We start from the raw sequence: 13214 nt of genomic DNA, 5'->3' as shown, positions 1-13214 counted from the left end.
CCTCAGTTGATAGGGTGCTGGCGCAGGAAATCTGCGGCAACGGATGAAGGGCTTTCGTGATCGACATCGACCCGCGCGTTGAGCTGGCGCATGGTGGCGTCGTCGAACAGTTCAGCCAGCGGCTTGATCTCTTGCGCCAGTTGCGGATGGGCGTCGAGGTAGTCCTGACGCACCACGGGAGCGGCGGTGTAATCCGGGAAATAGTGCTTGTCGTCTTCGAGCAACTTGAGCTTGAAGGCATTCAAACGACCGTCGGTGGTGTAGACCAGGCCGGCAAACACTTGGCTGTTGCGCAACGCGGTGTAAACCAGCCCGGCGTCCATCTGGCGGATGTTCTTGCGGGTCAGGTTCATGCCGTAGAGCTCGACCATGCCGTCCAGTCCGTCGGAACGGTTGGCGAACTCGGTGTCGAGCGCCACCAGGTGATCTGACTTCGCCTCAGCCTGCAACACCGTGTTCAGCTCGCTGATGGTGTTGATCTGCGGATAAGCCTTTGCGGTTTTTTCCGGCAGCGCCAGGGCGTAGGTGTTGCTGAACTTCGACGGGGTAAGCCAGACCAGGCCTTTTTTCGCGTCGAGTTCTTTCACCTTGGCGTAGGACTGGGCACTGTCTAGCTTGTCCGTGATGTGGTTGTACGCCACCAGCGAGACCCCGGTGTATTCCCACATCAGATCCAGCTGACCACTTTCGTGGGCGCTACGGGCCAGGTTACTGCCCAGACCGCCGGTGACTTGAGTGTCATAACCCTTGGTGCGCAGGTATTGAGAGGTGATTTCGGCCAGCAGGGTCTGTTCGGTGAACACCCGGGCGCCGATGCGGATTACCGGTTTTTCAGCGGCTTGGGCGAATCCTGCGAACAGCAGAACGCAGCCCATTATTAAGGTCAGTCTTTTCATAAAAATTCCTTTGCCGAGGCTTAAGACGGGCGTAGGCCGCGTTCGAGCCAGAGGCGGCTGGCGAGTGTCACCAGACCGTCGAGCAGCAAGGCCAGCAAGGCGGTGCAGGCCGCGCCGAGCAGCAGTTGCGGCTGATTGTTCAGGGCGATACCAGGGAAAATCAGGCTGCCCAGGCTGTTGGCGCCAATCAGGAACGCCAGCGGTGCCGTCCCGACGTTGATCGCCAGGGCCACGCGTACGCCACCAATGATGATCGGCACGGCGTTGGGCAATTCGACCTGCCACAGCACCTGAGTCGGTGTCATGCCGATACCGACCGCCGCTTCTTTGAGTGAACCCTGGACGTTTTTCAGGCCTTCATAGGTGTTGCGCACGATCGGCAGCAGCGAGGCGAGGAACAGGGCGAAGATCGCGGGACCGCTGCCGATGCCCAGAATCCCCAGGGCGATAGCGAGTACGGCGAGAGGCGGCACAGTGTTGCCGATGTTGAAGATCTGCATGAAACGTTCAGCACGGTCAACCATGGTCGGACGGCTGAGGAAGATACCGGCGGGTATGCCCACGACAAGGGCGGCCAGCATGGAGACAAGGACGAGAATCAGATGAGCTTGCAGGTAAAACAACAAATCGTCGCGGTAATGTTCGATCGTGTTAATGCCAATCCAGTGGACCAGCAGGGCCAGGAGTGCGACGACAACCGCACCTCCAATAAGCCCCTTGCCATAGCGAATAGCCACAGGCGGACTCCTTTTTTTCTTGGTCGGCGAACGCAGTCCTTTATGGCAATGCCATTGCTGGCTGCCGGTCATAAGCGTTCGCGAAAAGCAGCGCGTTCTATGTCCGCAAAGGGACATGAATCGAGCCATAAGCGCAGCCTCGTCAGGCTAACTTGCAGATTTTTCAAACCCTGCTACGAGTGCTGTAACAGGGGAGTGGACGCCTCCACCTTTTAAAAGGTTCCATATTTAGCAGCATTTAGCCACCGTTGATCCTTCAGGGAGCCGTCAATCGCCGTTGGCGACAGGGCGAACGGTGGTCCGTCGATGCCGGTTTGCGCTATACTCGCCGCCCTTTTTTGAATCACCTGCCAGGCGATTTCCCATGACCAAACAGGCCGCCGAAGTCGCGAAACGCCGCACTTTCGCCATTATTTCCCACCCCGATGCCGGTAAAACCACCATCACCGAGAAGCTCTTGCTGATGGGCAAGGCGATTGCGATTGCGGGCACGGTGAAGTCTCGCAAGTCCGACCGCCATGCCACCTCCGACTGGATGGAAATGGAAAAACAACGGGGTATTTCCATTACCACGTCGGTCATGCAGTTCCCGTATCGCGACCACATGATCAACCTGCTCGACACCCCGGGCCACGAAGACTTCTCCGAAGATACCTACCGCACACTGACGGCGGTGGACTCGGCCTTGATGGTTCTCGACGGCGGTAAGGGTGTAGAGCCACGGACCATCGCGCTGATGGACGTTTGCCGTCTGCGTGACACGCCGATCGTCAGCTTCATCAACAAACTCGACCGCGATATCCGCGACCCGATCGAACTGCTCGACGAGATCGAAGCGGTCCTGAAGATCAAGGCTGCGCCGATCACCTGGCCGATCGGTTGCTACCGCGACTTCAAGGGCGTGTATCACCTCGCCGACGACTACATCATCGTGTACACCGCCGGTCACGGCCACGAGCGCACCGATGTGAAAATCATCGAAAAGCTCGACTCCGATGAAGCTCGCGCGCATTTGGGTGACGAATACGATCGTTTTGTCGATCAGTTGGAACTGGTGCAGGGCGCCTGCCACGAGTTCAACCAGCAGGAATTCCTCGACGGCCAACTGACCCCGGTGTTCTTCGGTACGGCCTTGGGCAACTTCGGTGTCGATCACGTGCTCGACGCCGTGGTCAACTGGGCGCCGAAACCGCTGGCCCGTGTCGCCAACGAGCGCACCGTGGAGCCGGTTGAAGAGAAATTCGCCGGCTTCGTGTTCAAGATCCAGGCGAACATGGACCCTAAACACCGCGACCGTATCGCCTTCATGCGTATCTGCTCCGGCAAGTACGAAAAGGGCATGAAGATGCGCCACGTGCGCACCGGCAAGGACGTGCGGATCGGCGACGCCCTGACCTTCTTCTCCTCCGAGCGTGAGCAACTGGAAGAGGCGTTTGCCGGCGACATCATTGGTTTGCACAACCACGGCACCATCCAGATCGGCGACACCTTCACCGAAGGCGAAGTGCTAGGTTTTACCGGTATTCCGCACTTCGCTCCGGAGCTGTTCCGTCGTGTGCGTCTGCGTGACCCGCTCAAATCCAAGCAACTGCGCCAAGGCTTGCAGCAATTGGCGGAAGAGGGCGCGACCCAGGTGTTCTTCCCCGAGCGCAGCAACGACATCATCCTCGGTGCCGTGGGTGTGCTGCAGTTCGATGTGGTCGCGAGCCGCTTGAAAGAGGAATACAAGGTCGAGTGCTCCTACGAGCCGATCACCGTGTATTCCGCGCGCTGGATCGATTGCGACGACAAGAAGAAGTTTGAGGAATTCAGGGTCAAGGCCGTGGAAAACCTGGCGGTCGACGGCGGCGGTCACCTGACCTACCTGGCGCCGACACGGGTCAACCTGGCGCTGATGGAAGAGCGCTGGCCGGATGTGAAATTCCGTGCGACGCGCGAGCATCACTAAGCGTTAGATGATCGGTCAGAGCAAAGGCGAAGCTTTCGGGCTTCGCCTTTTTTTATGGGTCAAAAGATCGCAGCCTCGTTTCACTCGACAGCTCCTACATTGAAATGCGCCTCCTGTAGGAGCTGTCGAGTGAAACGAGGCTGCGATCTTTTGATCTTTTCGGCATTACCCTTATTCAAAACCAGTCTTCCCACCAACGGCATTCCGTCTATTCATTAGCGTCCTATCTGGAGAACTGCGCCGATCAAGACTAGATTTCAATCAGCGCTCCGACAGGCAACCATGCTTTACCTCAAGAAAGGATGGATTCGGCTATGAGCATTTTTCGACGCATTGTGTTGTTGCTAAAGGTTTTGGTGATGCTGTCCGTGAGCATGTCTGCAGCTTGGGCGCAGTGCACGGATCAGGGAGAACACGCTTCGAGCGGGCAGGCGATGCACACGGGCCAGATGATTGCCAAGTCCGACTCGGAACCGGGCGATGAGGATCAAGGCGGAAGCAAAGGCGATGACGATTCGACCACGGACGAGCCTGACAGTGACGAAGAGGACGACGGTCAGACCTAGCAAGTAAATCGCGGGCAAAAGAAAACCCCTTCTGCCCCGATTGATGCGCAATCAAAGCAGAAGGGGTTACTGAACATGTCATCTTTCCCTGTGGGAGCGAGCAGGCTCACTCCCACAGTTTGTTATGCCGCGCCGTCGAGGAATTGCTCGGCGTAGTGGCACGCCACCTGGCGGCTGTCGAGCAGGCGCAGGGCCGGCTCTTCAGTGCTGCAGCGCTCGGTGGCGTATGGGCAGCGCTTGTGGAAAGCGCAGCCCGACGGCGGGTTCAACGGGTTGGGCAACTCGCCGACGATCTTGATTTTCGGCTTGTTCGGGTCCGGGTGAATGGTCGGGGTGGCCGACAGCAACGCCTGGGTGTACGGGTGCAGAGGACGCTCGTAGATGTCGTTCTTCGGGCCCATTTCCACCGGGCGACCGAGGTACATCACCATCACGTCATCGGCAACGTGTTGCACCACCGCCAGGTTGTGCGAAATGAACACGTAGGCGGTGTTGAACTCTTGCTGCAAATCCATGAACAGGTTCAGCACCTGGGCCTGGATCGACACGTCCAGCGCCGACGTCGGCTCATCCGCCACCAGCACTTTTGGCTGCAACATCATCGCCCGGGCCAGCGCGATCCGCTGACGCTGACCGCCGGAGAACATGTGCGGATAACGCTGGTAGTGCTCAGGTCGCAAGCCCACCTGCTTCATCATCGCCTGCACTTTCTCGCGACGCTCGGCGGCGGAAAGGTTGGTGTTGATCAGCAGCGGCTCGCCGAGCTGGTCACCGACTTTCTGCCGCGGGTTCAACGAAGCGTATGGGCTCTGGAACACCATCTGCACGTCTTTGCGCAGTTGCTTGCGTTGAGCCTTGTCGGCACCGGCGACTTCTTGCCCGGCAATTTTCAGGGAGCCGGAGGACGGCTCCTCGATCAGAGTCAGGGCACGGGCCAGGGTGGATTTGCCGCAGCCCGATTCGCCAACGACAGCGAGGGTCTTGCCGGCTTCGAGTTCAAACGACACACCGTTCAGGGCGCGCACGGTCGCATGGCCCTTGAACAGGCCACGGGACACTTCGTAGTGACGGGTCAGGTCGCGGGCGGTAAGTACGACGGCCATTACGCCACCTCCTGATTCAGCGGGTAGAAGCAGCGGGCAAGGCTGTTGCTTTTCGGGTCAAGGGTTGGGCGTTGCTGACGGCAGGATTCCTGCACGTACGGGCAACGCGGCGACAGCAGGCAACCCTGCGGACGGTCATAACGACCGGGAACGATGCCCGGCAGCGTGGCCAGGCGTGTGGCGCCCAGGCTGTGTTCCGGAATCGCCTTGAGCAGCGCTTCGCTGTACGGGTGAGCCGGAATGTCGAACAGCTGAGGCACCTGACCGACTTCCACTGCCTGGCCGGCGTACATCACGCACACACGCTGAGCGGTTTCGGCCACGACCGCGAGGTCGTGAGTGATCAGCACCAAGCCCATGTTCTGCTCTTTCTGCAATGCCAGCAGCAGGTCCATGATTTGGGCCTGGATGGTCACGTCGAGCGCCGTGGTCGGTTCGTCGGCGATCAGCAGCTTCGGCTCGCCGGCGATTGCCATGGCGATCGCAACACGCTGGCTCATGCCGCCGGACAGTTGATGCGGGTAAGCATCCATACGGCTGGCGGCGCCCGGGATTTCTACTTTTTCCAGCAGTTCGATGGCACGTGCGCGGGCTTGCTTGCCGGACATTTTCAGGTGCAGGCGCAGCACTTCTTCGATCTGGAAACCGACGGTGTAGCTCGGGTTCAGCGCGGTCATCGGGTCCTGGAAGACCATGGCCAGGTCTTTGCCGACGATTTGCCGACGCTGACGGTTGCTGAGCTTGAGCATGTCCTTGCCGTCGAAATTCAGCGCATCGGCGGTGACGATCCCCGGATGCTCGATCAGGCCCATCAGCGCCATCATGGTCACGGATTTACCGGAACCCGACTCGCCCACGATGGCCAGGACTTCGCCCTTGTCCACGGTAATGTCGAGCCCGTCGACCACCGGAACGGCGTTCTTGTCGCCAAAGCGAACGTTGAGATTCTTGATTTCTAACAGTGACATTTGAATCTCCTCAGGCGGCGTTCTTGAGTTTCGGGTCCAGCGCATCGCGCAGACCGTCGCCCATCAAGTTGATTGCCAGCACGCTGAGCAAAATGGTCAGACCCGGCAGGCTTACCACCCACCAGGCGCGTTCGATGTAGTCGCGAGCCGAAGCCAGCATGGTGCCCCACTCAGGGGTTGGCGGTTGTACGCCAAGACCGAGGAAGCCCAGTGCGGCGGCGTCGAGAATCGCCGAGGAAAAGCTCAAGGTGGCCTGAACGATCAGCGGCGCCATGCAGTTGGGCAGCACGGTGACGAACATCAGGCGTGGCAGACCGGCACCGGCCAGGCGCGCGGCGGTCACGTAGTCGCGGTTCAACTCGCCCATCACCGCGGCGCGGGTCAGACGAACGTAGGACGGCAACGAAACCACGGCGATGGCAATGATGGTGTTGATCAGGCCAGGGCCGAGGATGGCGACAATCGCCACGGCCAGCAGCAGGGACGGCAGGGCCAGCATGATGTCCATGAGGCGCATGATGGTCGGGCCGAGCACGCGCGGGAAGAACCCGGCGAACAGACCCAACAGGATGCCCGGAATCAACGACATCACCACTGACGACAAGCCGATCAGCAGGGACAGGCGCGAACCGTTGATCAGCCGCGACAGCAGGTCGCGACCCAGTTCATCGGTGCCGAGCAGGAACTGGATCTGCCCACCTTCCAGCCAGGCCGGCGGGGTCAGCAGGAAGTCGCGGTACTGCTCGCTCGGGTTATGCGGGGAAACCCAAGGCGCGAAGATTGCGCAGAAAATCACCAGCAGCATGAACAGCAGGCCGGCGACGGCGCCTTTGTTCTTGGAAAACGCTTGCCAGAATTCTTTGTACGGGGACGGATACAGCAGGCTTTGATCGACTGCTACCGCTGGAATTGAAGTGGTCATGGTCATAATGATCTCAGCGCTGGTGACGAATGCGTGGGTTGGCAAAGCCGTAGAGGATGTCCACCACGAAGTTGACCAGAATCACCAGGCAGGCGATTAACAGGATGCCGTTCTGCACGACTGGGTAGTCCCGTGCGCCAATGGCTTCGATCAGCCATTTGCCGATGCCGGGCCACGAGAAAATGGTTTCGGTCAGGACCGCACCGGCCAGCAATGTGCCGACTTGCAGGCCGACCACGGTGAGTACCGGGATCAGCGCGTTGCGCAGGCCATGCACGAACACCACGCGCGCCGGCGACAGGCCTTTGGCGCGGGCAGTACGGATGTAGTCTTCGCGCAGCACTTCGAGCATCGAAGAACGGGTCATCCGCGCGATAACGGCCAGCGGGATGGTGCCGAGCACGATGGCCGGCAGGATCAGGTGGTGCAGGGCATCGAAGAAGGCACCGACGTCATCGGCCAGCAACGTGTCGATGAGCATGAAGCCGGTACGCGGCTCGATGTCGTAGAGCAGGTCGATTCGCCCGGACACCGGGGTCCAGCCCAGGGACACCGAGAAGAACATGATCAGGATCAGGCCCCACCAGAAGATCGGCATCGAATATCCCGCCAGGGAGATGCCCATCACCCCATGGTCGAACAGGGATCCTCGCTTGAGTGCCGCGATCACCCCGGCCAACAGGCCCAGGACGCCGGCGAACAACAGGGCGGCCATGGACAGTTCCAGGGTCGCGGGGAAGAGAGAGGTGAACTCGGTCCAGACGCTTTCACGGGTCCGCAGGGACTCGCCGAGATCGCCGTGGGCCAGTTTGCCGATGTAATCCATGTACTGGGCATACAGCGGTTTGTTAAGACCTAGGCGTTCCATTGCCTGAGCATGCATTTCGGGGTCGACTCGACGTTCGCCCATCATTACTTCCACGGGGTCGCCAGGAATCATGCGAATCAACGCGAAAGTCAGCAAGGTGATGCCGAAGAACGTGGGGATCAATAACCCCAATCGGCGGGCAATAAAACTAAACATCTTGTGTGCTACCTCATCAGCCGGTTAGGCGTGCCCGGCATTCCTGGGTCAGGAATGCCGGTAGTTTCTTATCTACTTCACCTGGGTGGTGGCGAAGTTATTAGTGGTGAGGGGGCTAATGTGATAGCCCTCTACGTTGTTGCGCATTGCGGTGAACATGCGGGTGTGCGCCATGCTGATCCATGGCTGGTCCTGGTTGAAAACCACCTGGGCCTGTTCGTAGAGCGCTGCACGTTCCGTCGGGTTCACTTTAGCCCTTGCCTGATCAATCAGCGTCTGGAATTTGTCATTGCACCAGCGTGCGTAGTTTTCGCCGTTCTTGGCCGCTTCGCAACTGAGCATAGGCGTCAGGAAGTTATCCGGGTCGCCGTTGTCGCCCGCCCATCCTGCAGAAACCATGTCGTGCTCGCCGTTTTTGGCGCGCTTGAGCATTTCGCCCCATTCCATGACGCGAATATCGATCTTGATCCCGACCTTGGCCAGGTCGGCCTGCATCATCTGCGCGCCGAGCATCGGGTTAGGGTTGGTCGGGCCGCCACCGTTACGGGTGAACAGGGTGAACGTGGTGCCTTCCGGTACGCCGGCTTCCTTGAGCAAGGCGCGAGCCTTGTCCAGGTCACGAGGCGGGTTCTTCAGGTCGTGGTTGTAGCCCAGCAACGTGTCCGGGTACGGGTTGACCGCGACCGTGGCGTTGCCTTTGCCGAACAGCGCATTGACATAAGCGGCCTTGTCGAAGGCGATGTCGATGGCTTTACGCACGCGCACATCACTCATGTATTTGTGCGAGGTGTTCATGGCGATGTAGGAAACGGTCATCGCGTTCATTTCATCGACTTTCAGTTTTTCGTCTTTCTTGATGCTCGGGATGTCATCCGGTTTCGGATACAGCGCGACCTGGCACTCGTTGGCCTTGAGCTTTTGCAGGCGCACGTTGTTGTCGGTGGCGATCGCCAGGATCAACGCTTCGGCTGGCGGCTTGCCACGGAAGTAGTCCGGGTTGGCCTTGAAGCGAACCTGGGCATCCTTGTTGTAGCGCTGGAACACGAACGGGCCGGTGCCGACTGGCTTGTTGTTCAGGTCGCCGGTCTTGTTGGCCTTGAGCAACTGGTCGGCGTACTCGGCGGAGTAGATCGAGGAGAAGGCCATGGCGATGTCGGCCAGGAATGGCGCTTCACGACGGGTCAGCGTGAACTTGACGGTGTTGTCGTCCACTTTCTCGACGCTTTTGAGCAGTTCCTTGAAGCCCATGCTTTCAAAGTACGGGAAGCCCACGCTCGACAGTTTGTGCCACGGGTGATTCGGGTCCAGCTGACGCTGGAAGCTCCAGACCACATCGTCGGCATTCATGTCGCGGGTCGGCTTGAAGTAATCGGTGGTGTGGAACTTGACGCCTTTGCGCAGGTGGAACGTATAGCTCAGACCGTCCTCGCTGATGTCCCAGGAGTCGGCCAGTGCCGGAATCACTTCAGTGGTGCCGGGCTTGAAGTCCGCCAGACGATTGAAGATGGTCTCGGCCACCGCATCGGCGGTGACTGCAGTCGTGTACTGGACCATATCGAAGCCTTCAGGGCTGGCTTCGGTGCAGACCACCAGGGGTTTGGCCGAGACGCCAACAGCGACACTCAGCAACGCGGCGGCGATGGCCGCACGTAGGGGAAGCATTTTCATCAAGAACCCTCTGCAATCGGTTAAAGGACAAAAGCCGAACGGCCAACTCATCACTGAATCAGCCGTTCGGCAGGTGCATTACAGAATGTTGAACGGGATGGTGGTCACGAGACGGAACTCGTTGATGCTGCCATCACCCTGGTTTTGGCTGGCACGGTGTGCGGTATAGGTCGCGCGAACAGTGGTGGCTTTGAGTGGGCCGCTCTGAATGGCGTACGTAGAACCGATGCCATATTCGTAGTGGGTTTCACCGTCCATGTTCTTAACGTCGTACGCAGTACCGGTGTAGTGAGTACCGTCGATGCCCCAGCCGCGAGCCTGGTAAATGTTGAACTTCAGGCCTGGAACGCCGTATTCAGCCATGTTCAGGCCGTAGGCGATCTGGAAGGATTTCTCGTTCGGGCCGTTGAAGTCCGACAGCAGGGAGTTGGCCAGGTAGATGCCGTTGGTTTCGTGCAGGTAGTCGAAGTACTCGTTACCGTTAATTTCCTGGTACGAGAAAGTCAGGCTGTGAGCCTGGTGAGTCAGGCCGAACGACAGGGAGCCGGCTTGGTTGTCGATTTCGCCCAGCAGCTTTTTACCTTGGTCGACGGTTTTGTAGTAGTTCAGGCCGGTGGTCAGGCTCAGTACCGAACTGTCACCCAACACGTGGCTGGCGCCGAAGTAGTACTGGTTCCAGTAGTCTTCGGCCTGGGTCGCCCACAGGCTGGTGGTCAGGCTGGCGAAAGGGGTATAGGTGAGGCCTGCCGTATTAACGTGATCGGTTTCAGCAGTAATGTTTTGGTATTCGGAGCGGAACTTGCTCAGGCTTTCTTCGGTACGCGGCGAAACGCGGTCAAAGGTCCCGATGTCGAAAGCCAGGTTGTTCAGCTCTTCGCTGTGGATCGCCACACCTTCGAAGCTCGAAGGCAGCGGACGGTTGCCGATGACGTCGACCTGCGGGCTGCTGAAGTTCATGCGGCCGGCGGTCAGGGTGGTGTTGGAGACACGGGCCTTGATGTTGGCCAGGCCGATTTTGCTCCATTGACCTTGGGCGTCGCCGCCTTCTTTGGTCAGGGTGCGGTTGTTGCCCGCGCCTGGACGAGAGCCCGGTGCGCCGCCGTTGTTAGACGCCAGGCTCTCGCGGTCACGTTCCAGCGCGACAGCGTTGTAGGCCGCCACTTCAGTGCTGAAACCCACGGTGCCTTCGGTGAAGCCGGAGTTGTATTTGACGATGGTCCCCTGGACCCAGTTGATCCGACGATCAGTCGGGGTCGCTACACCGTCTTTGCGATACGTGAACTTGCCACCACGTTTCAGTTGTTCGTTGGCGTACCAGTTACGCGTGCTGCCAGTAACCGTGCTGCCTGCGACAAAACCGGTTGCATCGGCTTGAGCACTTTTGGTGTTGACCGTAACCGGGGTGAATTCCTGGCTTTGGGTTTCTGCGTAAGCCGTGGCGGTTACGCTGCTGATGGCCAGGGCCAATAACGCGGTGCTGCTCAGTTTCATGGGTGAAGCTCCTTACTTTCTTTTTTTTAATGCCGGTCTTTTTGGGTGATCCGGCTATTTGGTTTTAGAACTCATTCAAGGCATCGCAAACGTTTGCTGCAGGCCGGATTGGCGAATTACGGCAATACGCTTGCTTGAGGGCGCACAGCGCCCCCAGCGTTTCTGGCTAATCGGTTATTGGTCGATACTGACACCCGAGAACACGTTGCGACCGAAAGGACTCACCTTGAATCCCTCGATTTTGGCGCTCAACGGCTGGTTGACCGTCGAATGGGCGATAGGCGTGATCGGCACTTGTTGCTTGAGATAGTGCTGCGCCTGTTTGTAGAGCTCGGTGCGCTGGTCACGGTCGGTGACGACCTTGGCCTGCTTGATGAACTTGTCGTAAGTGGGGTCACACCACATCGAGTAGTTGTTGCCGCCAATGGCGTCGCAGCTGTAAAGCGTGCCCAACCAGTTGTCCGGGTCCCCATTGTCGCCGGTCCAGCCGATCAGGCTGATGTCGTGTTCGCCATTCTTGGTGCGCTTGATGTACTCGCCCCATTCGTAGCTGACGATCTTCACCTTGAGGCCGATTTTTGCCCAGTCAGCCTGGAGCATCTCGGCCATCAACTTGGCGTTGGGGTTGTAAGGACGCTGAACCGGCATCGCCCACAGGGTGATTTCGGTGCCTTCCTTCACGCCGGCAGCCCTGAGCAGTTCCTTGGCTTTCTCCGGGTTGTAGGCAGCGTCTTTGATCGTGTCGTCGTAAGACCATTGGGTTGGCGGCATGGCGTTGACCGCCAGTTGGCCGGCGCCCTGATACACGGCGTTGAGAATGCTTTGTTTGTTCACGGCCATGTCCAGCGCCTGGCGCACTTCGAGCTGGTCGAAAGGCTTGTGGCGGACGTTATAGGCGATGTAGCCGAGGTTGAAGCCGGGCTTCTCGATGAGTTTGAGTTTCGGGTCGTTCTTCAGCGCGGCCACGTCGGCTGGGCGCGGGCTCAGGGTGATCTGGCACTCGTTGGCCTTGAGCTTCTGCACGCGTACCGAGGCGTCGGTGTTGATCGCGAAAATCAGGTTGTCGAGCTTGACCCGGCTCGGGTCCCAGTACTGCTTGTTGGCGGTGTAACGAATGTTGGAATCTTTCTGGTAGCTCTTGAAGGCGAACGGTCCGGTACCGATCGGCTTCTGGTTGATGTCGCTGGGCTTGCCTTCGGCCAGCAGCTTGTCGGCGTATTCGGCGGACAGAATGGCGGCGAAGCTCATGGCGATGTTCTGGATGAACGCGGCGTCGACGCTGTTGAGCGTCATGACCACGGTCAGCGGCCCGGTCTTTTCGACCTTGGCGATGTTTTTGTTCAGGCTCATCCCGTTGAAGTACGGGAACTCGGTCGGATAAGCCTTACGGAAAGGTTGCTGTGGATCCAGCATGCGATTAAACGTGAACAGCACGTCATCGGCGTTGAAATCACGGGTTGGCGTGAAGTATTGGGTGGTGTGGAACTTCACCCCTTCGCGCAGGTGAAAAGTGTACTTGAGGCCGTCCTCGGAAATATCCCAGCTCGTTGCCAGGCCTGGTACGACGTTAGTGGCGCCTTTTTCAAACTCTGCCAATCGGTTGTACAGCGGCTCGGCGGCATCGTTATCCGTCGCGGTCGTGTACTGCGCGGTATCGAAGCCAGCAGGGCTGCCTTCGGAGCAGAACACCAGGCTGTTGTTGGCGGCCTGGCTGATGGAAGTGGCGGCCAACAGGCCGGTGCCCAGCAATGCGGATAAAACCAAGGTATGGCGCATGACGCTCCCTCTTGTTTAGTGTTTTGACAATGAGCCGCCGTCCCGTCCTGGGACGTGGAGGCATCATTGATCTCAAACCATCATGTGCAGCAAGAACCGAGAGTCCACACATGAA

At 58.9% G+C, this 13214-nt stretch carries 11 protein-coding genes; 2 read left to right on the top strand and 9 right to left on the bottom strand.

Annotation, left to right across the window (positions count from 1 at the left end; all coding sequences use genetic code 11):
* Positions 1 to 2 precede the first annotated feature (2 nt).
* Together HNR03_RS19705 and HNR03_RS19700 are read right to left on the bottom strand one after the other, a co-directional pair.
* Positions 3 to 896: a glycine betaine ABC transporter substrate-binding protein gene (locus HNR03_RS19705; protein WP_259155333.1), complete on the bottom strand. Its 894-nt coding sequence runs from the start codon at positions 894 to 896 to the stop codon at positions 3 to 5.
* Between the two features lie 20 nt (positions 897 to 916).
* The gene (locus tag HNR03_RS19700; RefSeq protein WP_259155332.1) at positions 917 to 1633 is read right to left on the bottom strand and encodes an ABC transporter permease; all 717 of its coding nucleotides are present in this window, start codon (positions 1631 to 1633) and stop codon (positions 917 to 919) included.
* A 364-nt stretch (positions 1634 to 1997) separates the two neighbouring features.
* On the opposite strand from HNR03_RS19700, the gene HNR03_RS19695 reads away from it, so the two are divergent.
* Positions 1998 to 3581 carry a peptide chain release factor 3 gene (locus tag HNR03_RS19695; RefSeq protein ID WP_007900384.1) on the top strand — a complete coding sequence of 528 codons (1584 nt, stop codon included), beginning with the start codon at positions 1998 to 2000 and terminating at the stop codon, positions 3579 to 3581.
* A gap of 314 nt (positions 3582 to 3895) precedes the next feature.
* On the top strand, positions 3896 to 4147 hold the full coding sequence (locus HNR03_RS19690) for a hypothetical protein (RefSeq protein WP_259155331.1): 252 nt from the start codon (positions 3896 to 3898) through the stop codon (positions 4145 to 4147).
* A gap of 122 nt (positions 4148 to 4269) precedes the next feature.
* Here the strand turns inward: HNR03_RS19690 and HNR03_RS19685 are convergent, their stop codons facing one another.
* The 7 genes from HNR03_RS19685 to HNR03_RS19655 all read right to left on the bottom strand — a co-directional run bounded on the left by HNR03_RS19685 (position 4270) and on the right by HNR03_RS19655 (position 13099).
* Positions 4270 to 5250, bottom strand: coding sequence for a peptide ABC transporter ATP-binding protein (locus HNR03_RS19685; protein WP_222589761.1), 981 nt, complete (start codon positions 5248 to 5250; stop codon positions 4270 to 4272).
* Entirely contained in the window at positions 5250 to 6218 is a 969-nt protein-coding gene (locus tag HNR03_RS19680) for an ABC transporter ATP-binding protein (protein ID WP_090175571.1), read from the bottom strand. Before HNR03_RS19680 ends, HNR03_RS19685 begins: the two co-directional genes overlap by 1 nt.
* 10 nt (positions 6219 to 6228) lie before the next feature.
* Positions 6229 to 7140, bottom strand: a complete 912-nt coding sequence (locus HNR03_RS19675; RefSeq protein ID WP_090188310.1) for an ABC transporter permease subunit — start codon at positions 7138 to 7140, stop codon at positions 6229 to 6231.
* Between the two features lie 13 nt (positions 7141 to 7153).
* A complete protein-coding gene (locus HNR03_RS19670) occupies positions 7154 to 8164 on the bottom strand; it encodes an ABC transporter permease subunit (protein WP_259155329.1) in 1011 nt (336 codons plus the stop codon).
* Between the two features lie 72 nt (positions 8165 to 8236).
* Entirely contained in the window at positions 8237 to 9832 is a 1596-nt protein-coding gene (locus HNR03_RS19665; protein WP_222589762.1) for an ABC transporter substrate-binding protein, read from the bottom strand.
* A 78-nt stretch (positions 9833 to 9910) separates the two neighbouring features.
* Positions 9911 to 11323, bottom strand: coding sequence for an OprD family porin (locus HNR03_RS19660; RefSeq protein ID WP_259155328.1), 1413 nt, complete (start codon positions 11321 to 11323; stop codon positions 9911 to 9913).
* A gap of 174 nt (positions 11324 to 11497) precedes the next feature.
* A complete protein-coding gene (locus HNR03_RS19655; protein ID WP_259155327.1) occupies positions 11498 to 13099 on the bottom strand; it encodes an ABC transporter substrate-binding protein in 1602 nt (533 codons plus the stop codon).
* Positions 13100 to 13214: the final 115 nt, after the last annotated feature.

It is taken from the genome of Pseudomonas sp. JAI111 (assembly GCF_024809425.1).
Taxonomy (GTDB): domain Bacteria; phylum Pseudomonadota; class Gammaproteobacteria; order Pseudomonadales; family Pseudomonadaceae; genus Aquipseudomonas.
Note: the sequence above shows the minus strand (reverse complement) of the source record. Positions and strands in the feature narration are given on the sequence as shown.

Coding starts and splice junctions, on each gene's coding strand:
- HNR03_RS19705 (WP_259155333.1), bottom strand. CDS start 896: ATGAAAAGACTGACCTTAATAATGGGCTGCGTTCTGCTGTTCGCAGGA.
- HNR03_RS19695 (WP_007900384.1), top strand. CDS start 1,998: ATGACCAAACAGGCCGCCGAAGTCGCGAAACGCCGCACTTTCGCCATT.
- HNR03_RS19690 (WP_259155331.1), top strand. CDS start 3,896: ATGAGCATTTTTCGACGCATTGTGTTGTTGCTAAAGGTTTTGGTGATG.
- HNR03_RS19685 (WP_222589761.1), bottom strand. CDS start 5,250: ATGGCCGTCGTACTTACCGCCCGCGACCTGACCCGTCACTACGAAGTG.
- HNR03_RS19680 (WP_090175571.1), bottom strand. CDS start 6,218: ATGTCACTGTTAGAAATCAAGAATCTCAACGTTCGCTTTGGCGACAAG.
- HNR03_RS19675 (WP_090188310.1), bottom strand. CDS start 7,140: ATGACCACTTCAATTCCAGCGGTAGCAGTCGATCAAAGCCTGCTGTAT.
- HNR03_RS19670 (WP_259155329.1), bottom strand. CDS start 8,164: ATGTTTAGTTTTATTGCCCGCCGATTGGGGTTATTGATCCCCACGTTC.
- HNR03_RS19665 (WP_222589762.1), bottom strand. CDS start 9,832: ATGAAAATGCTTCCCCTACGTGCGGCCATCGCCGCCGCGTTGCTGAGT.
- HNR03_RS19660 (WP_259155328.1), bottom strand. CDS start 11,323: ATGAAACTGAGCAGCACCGCGTTATTGGCCCTGGCCATCAGCAGCGTA.
- HNR03_RS19655 (WP_259155327.1), bottom strand. CDS start 13,099: ATGCGCCATACCTTGGTTTTATCCGCATTGCTGGGCACCGGCCTGTTG.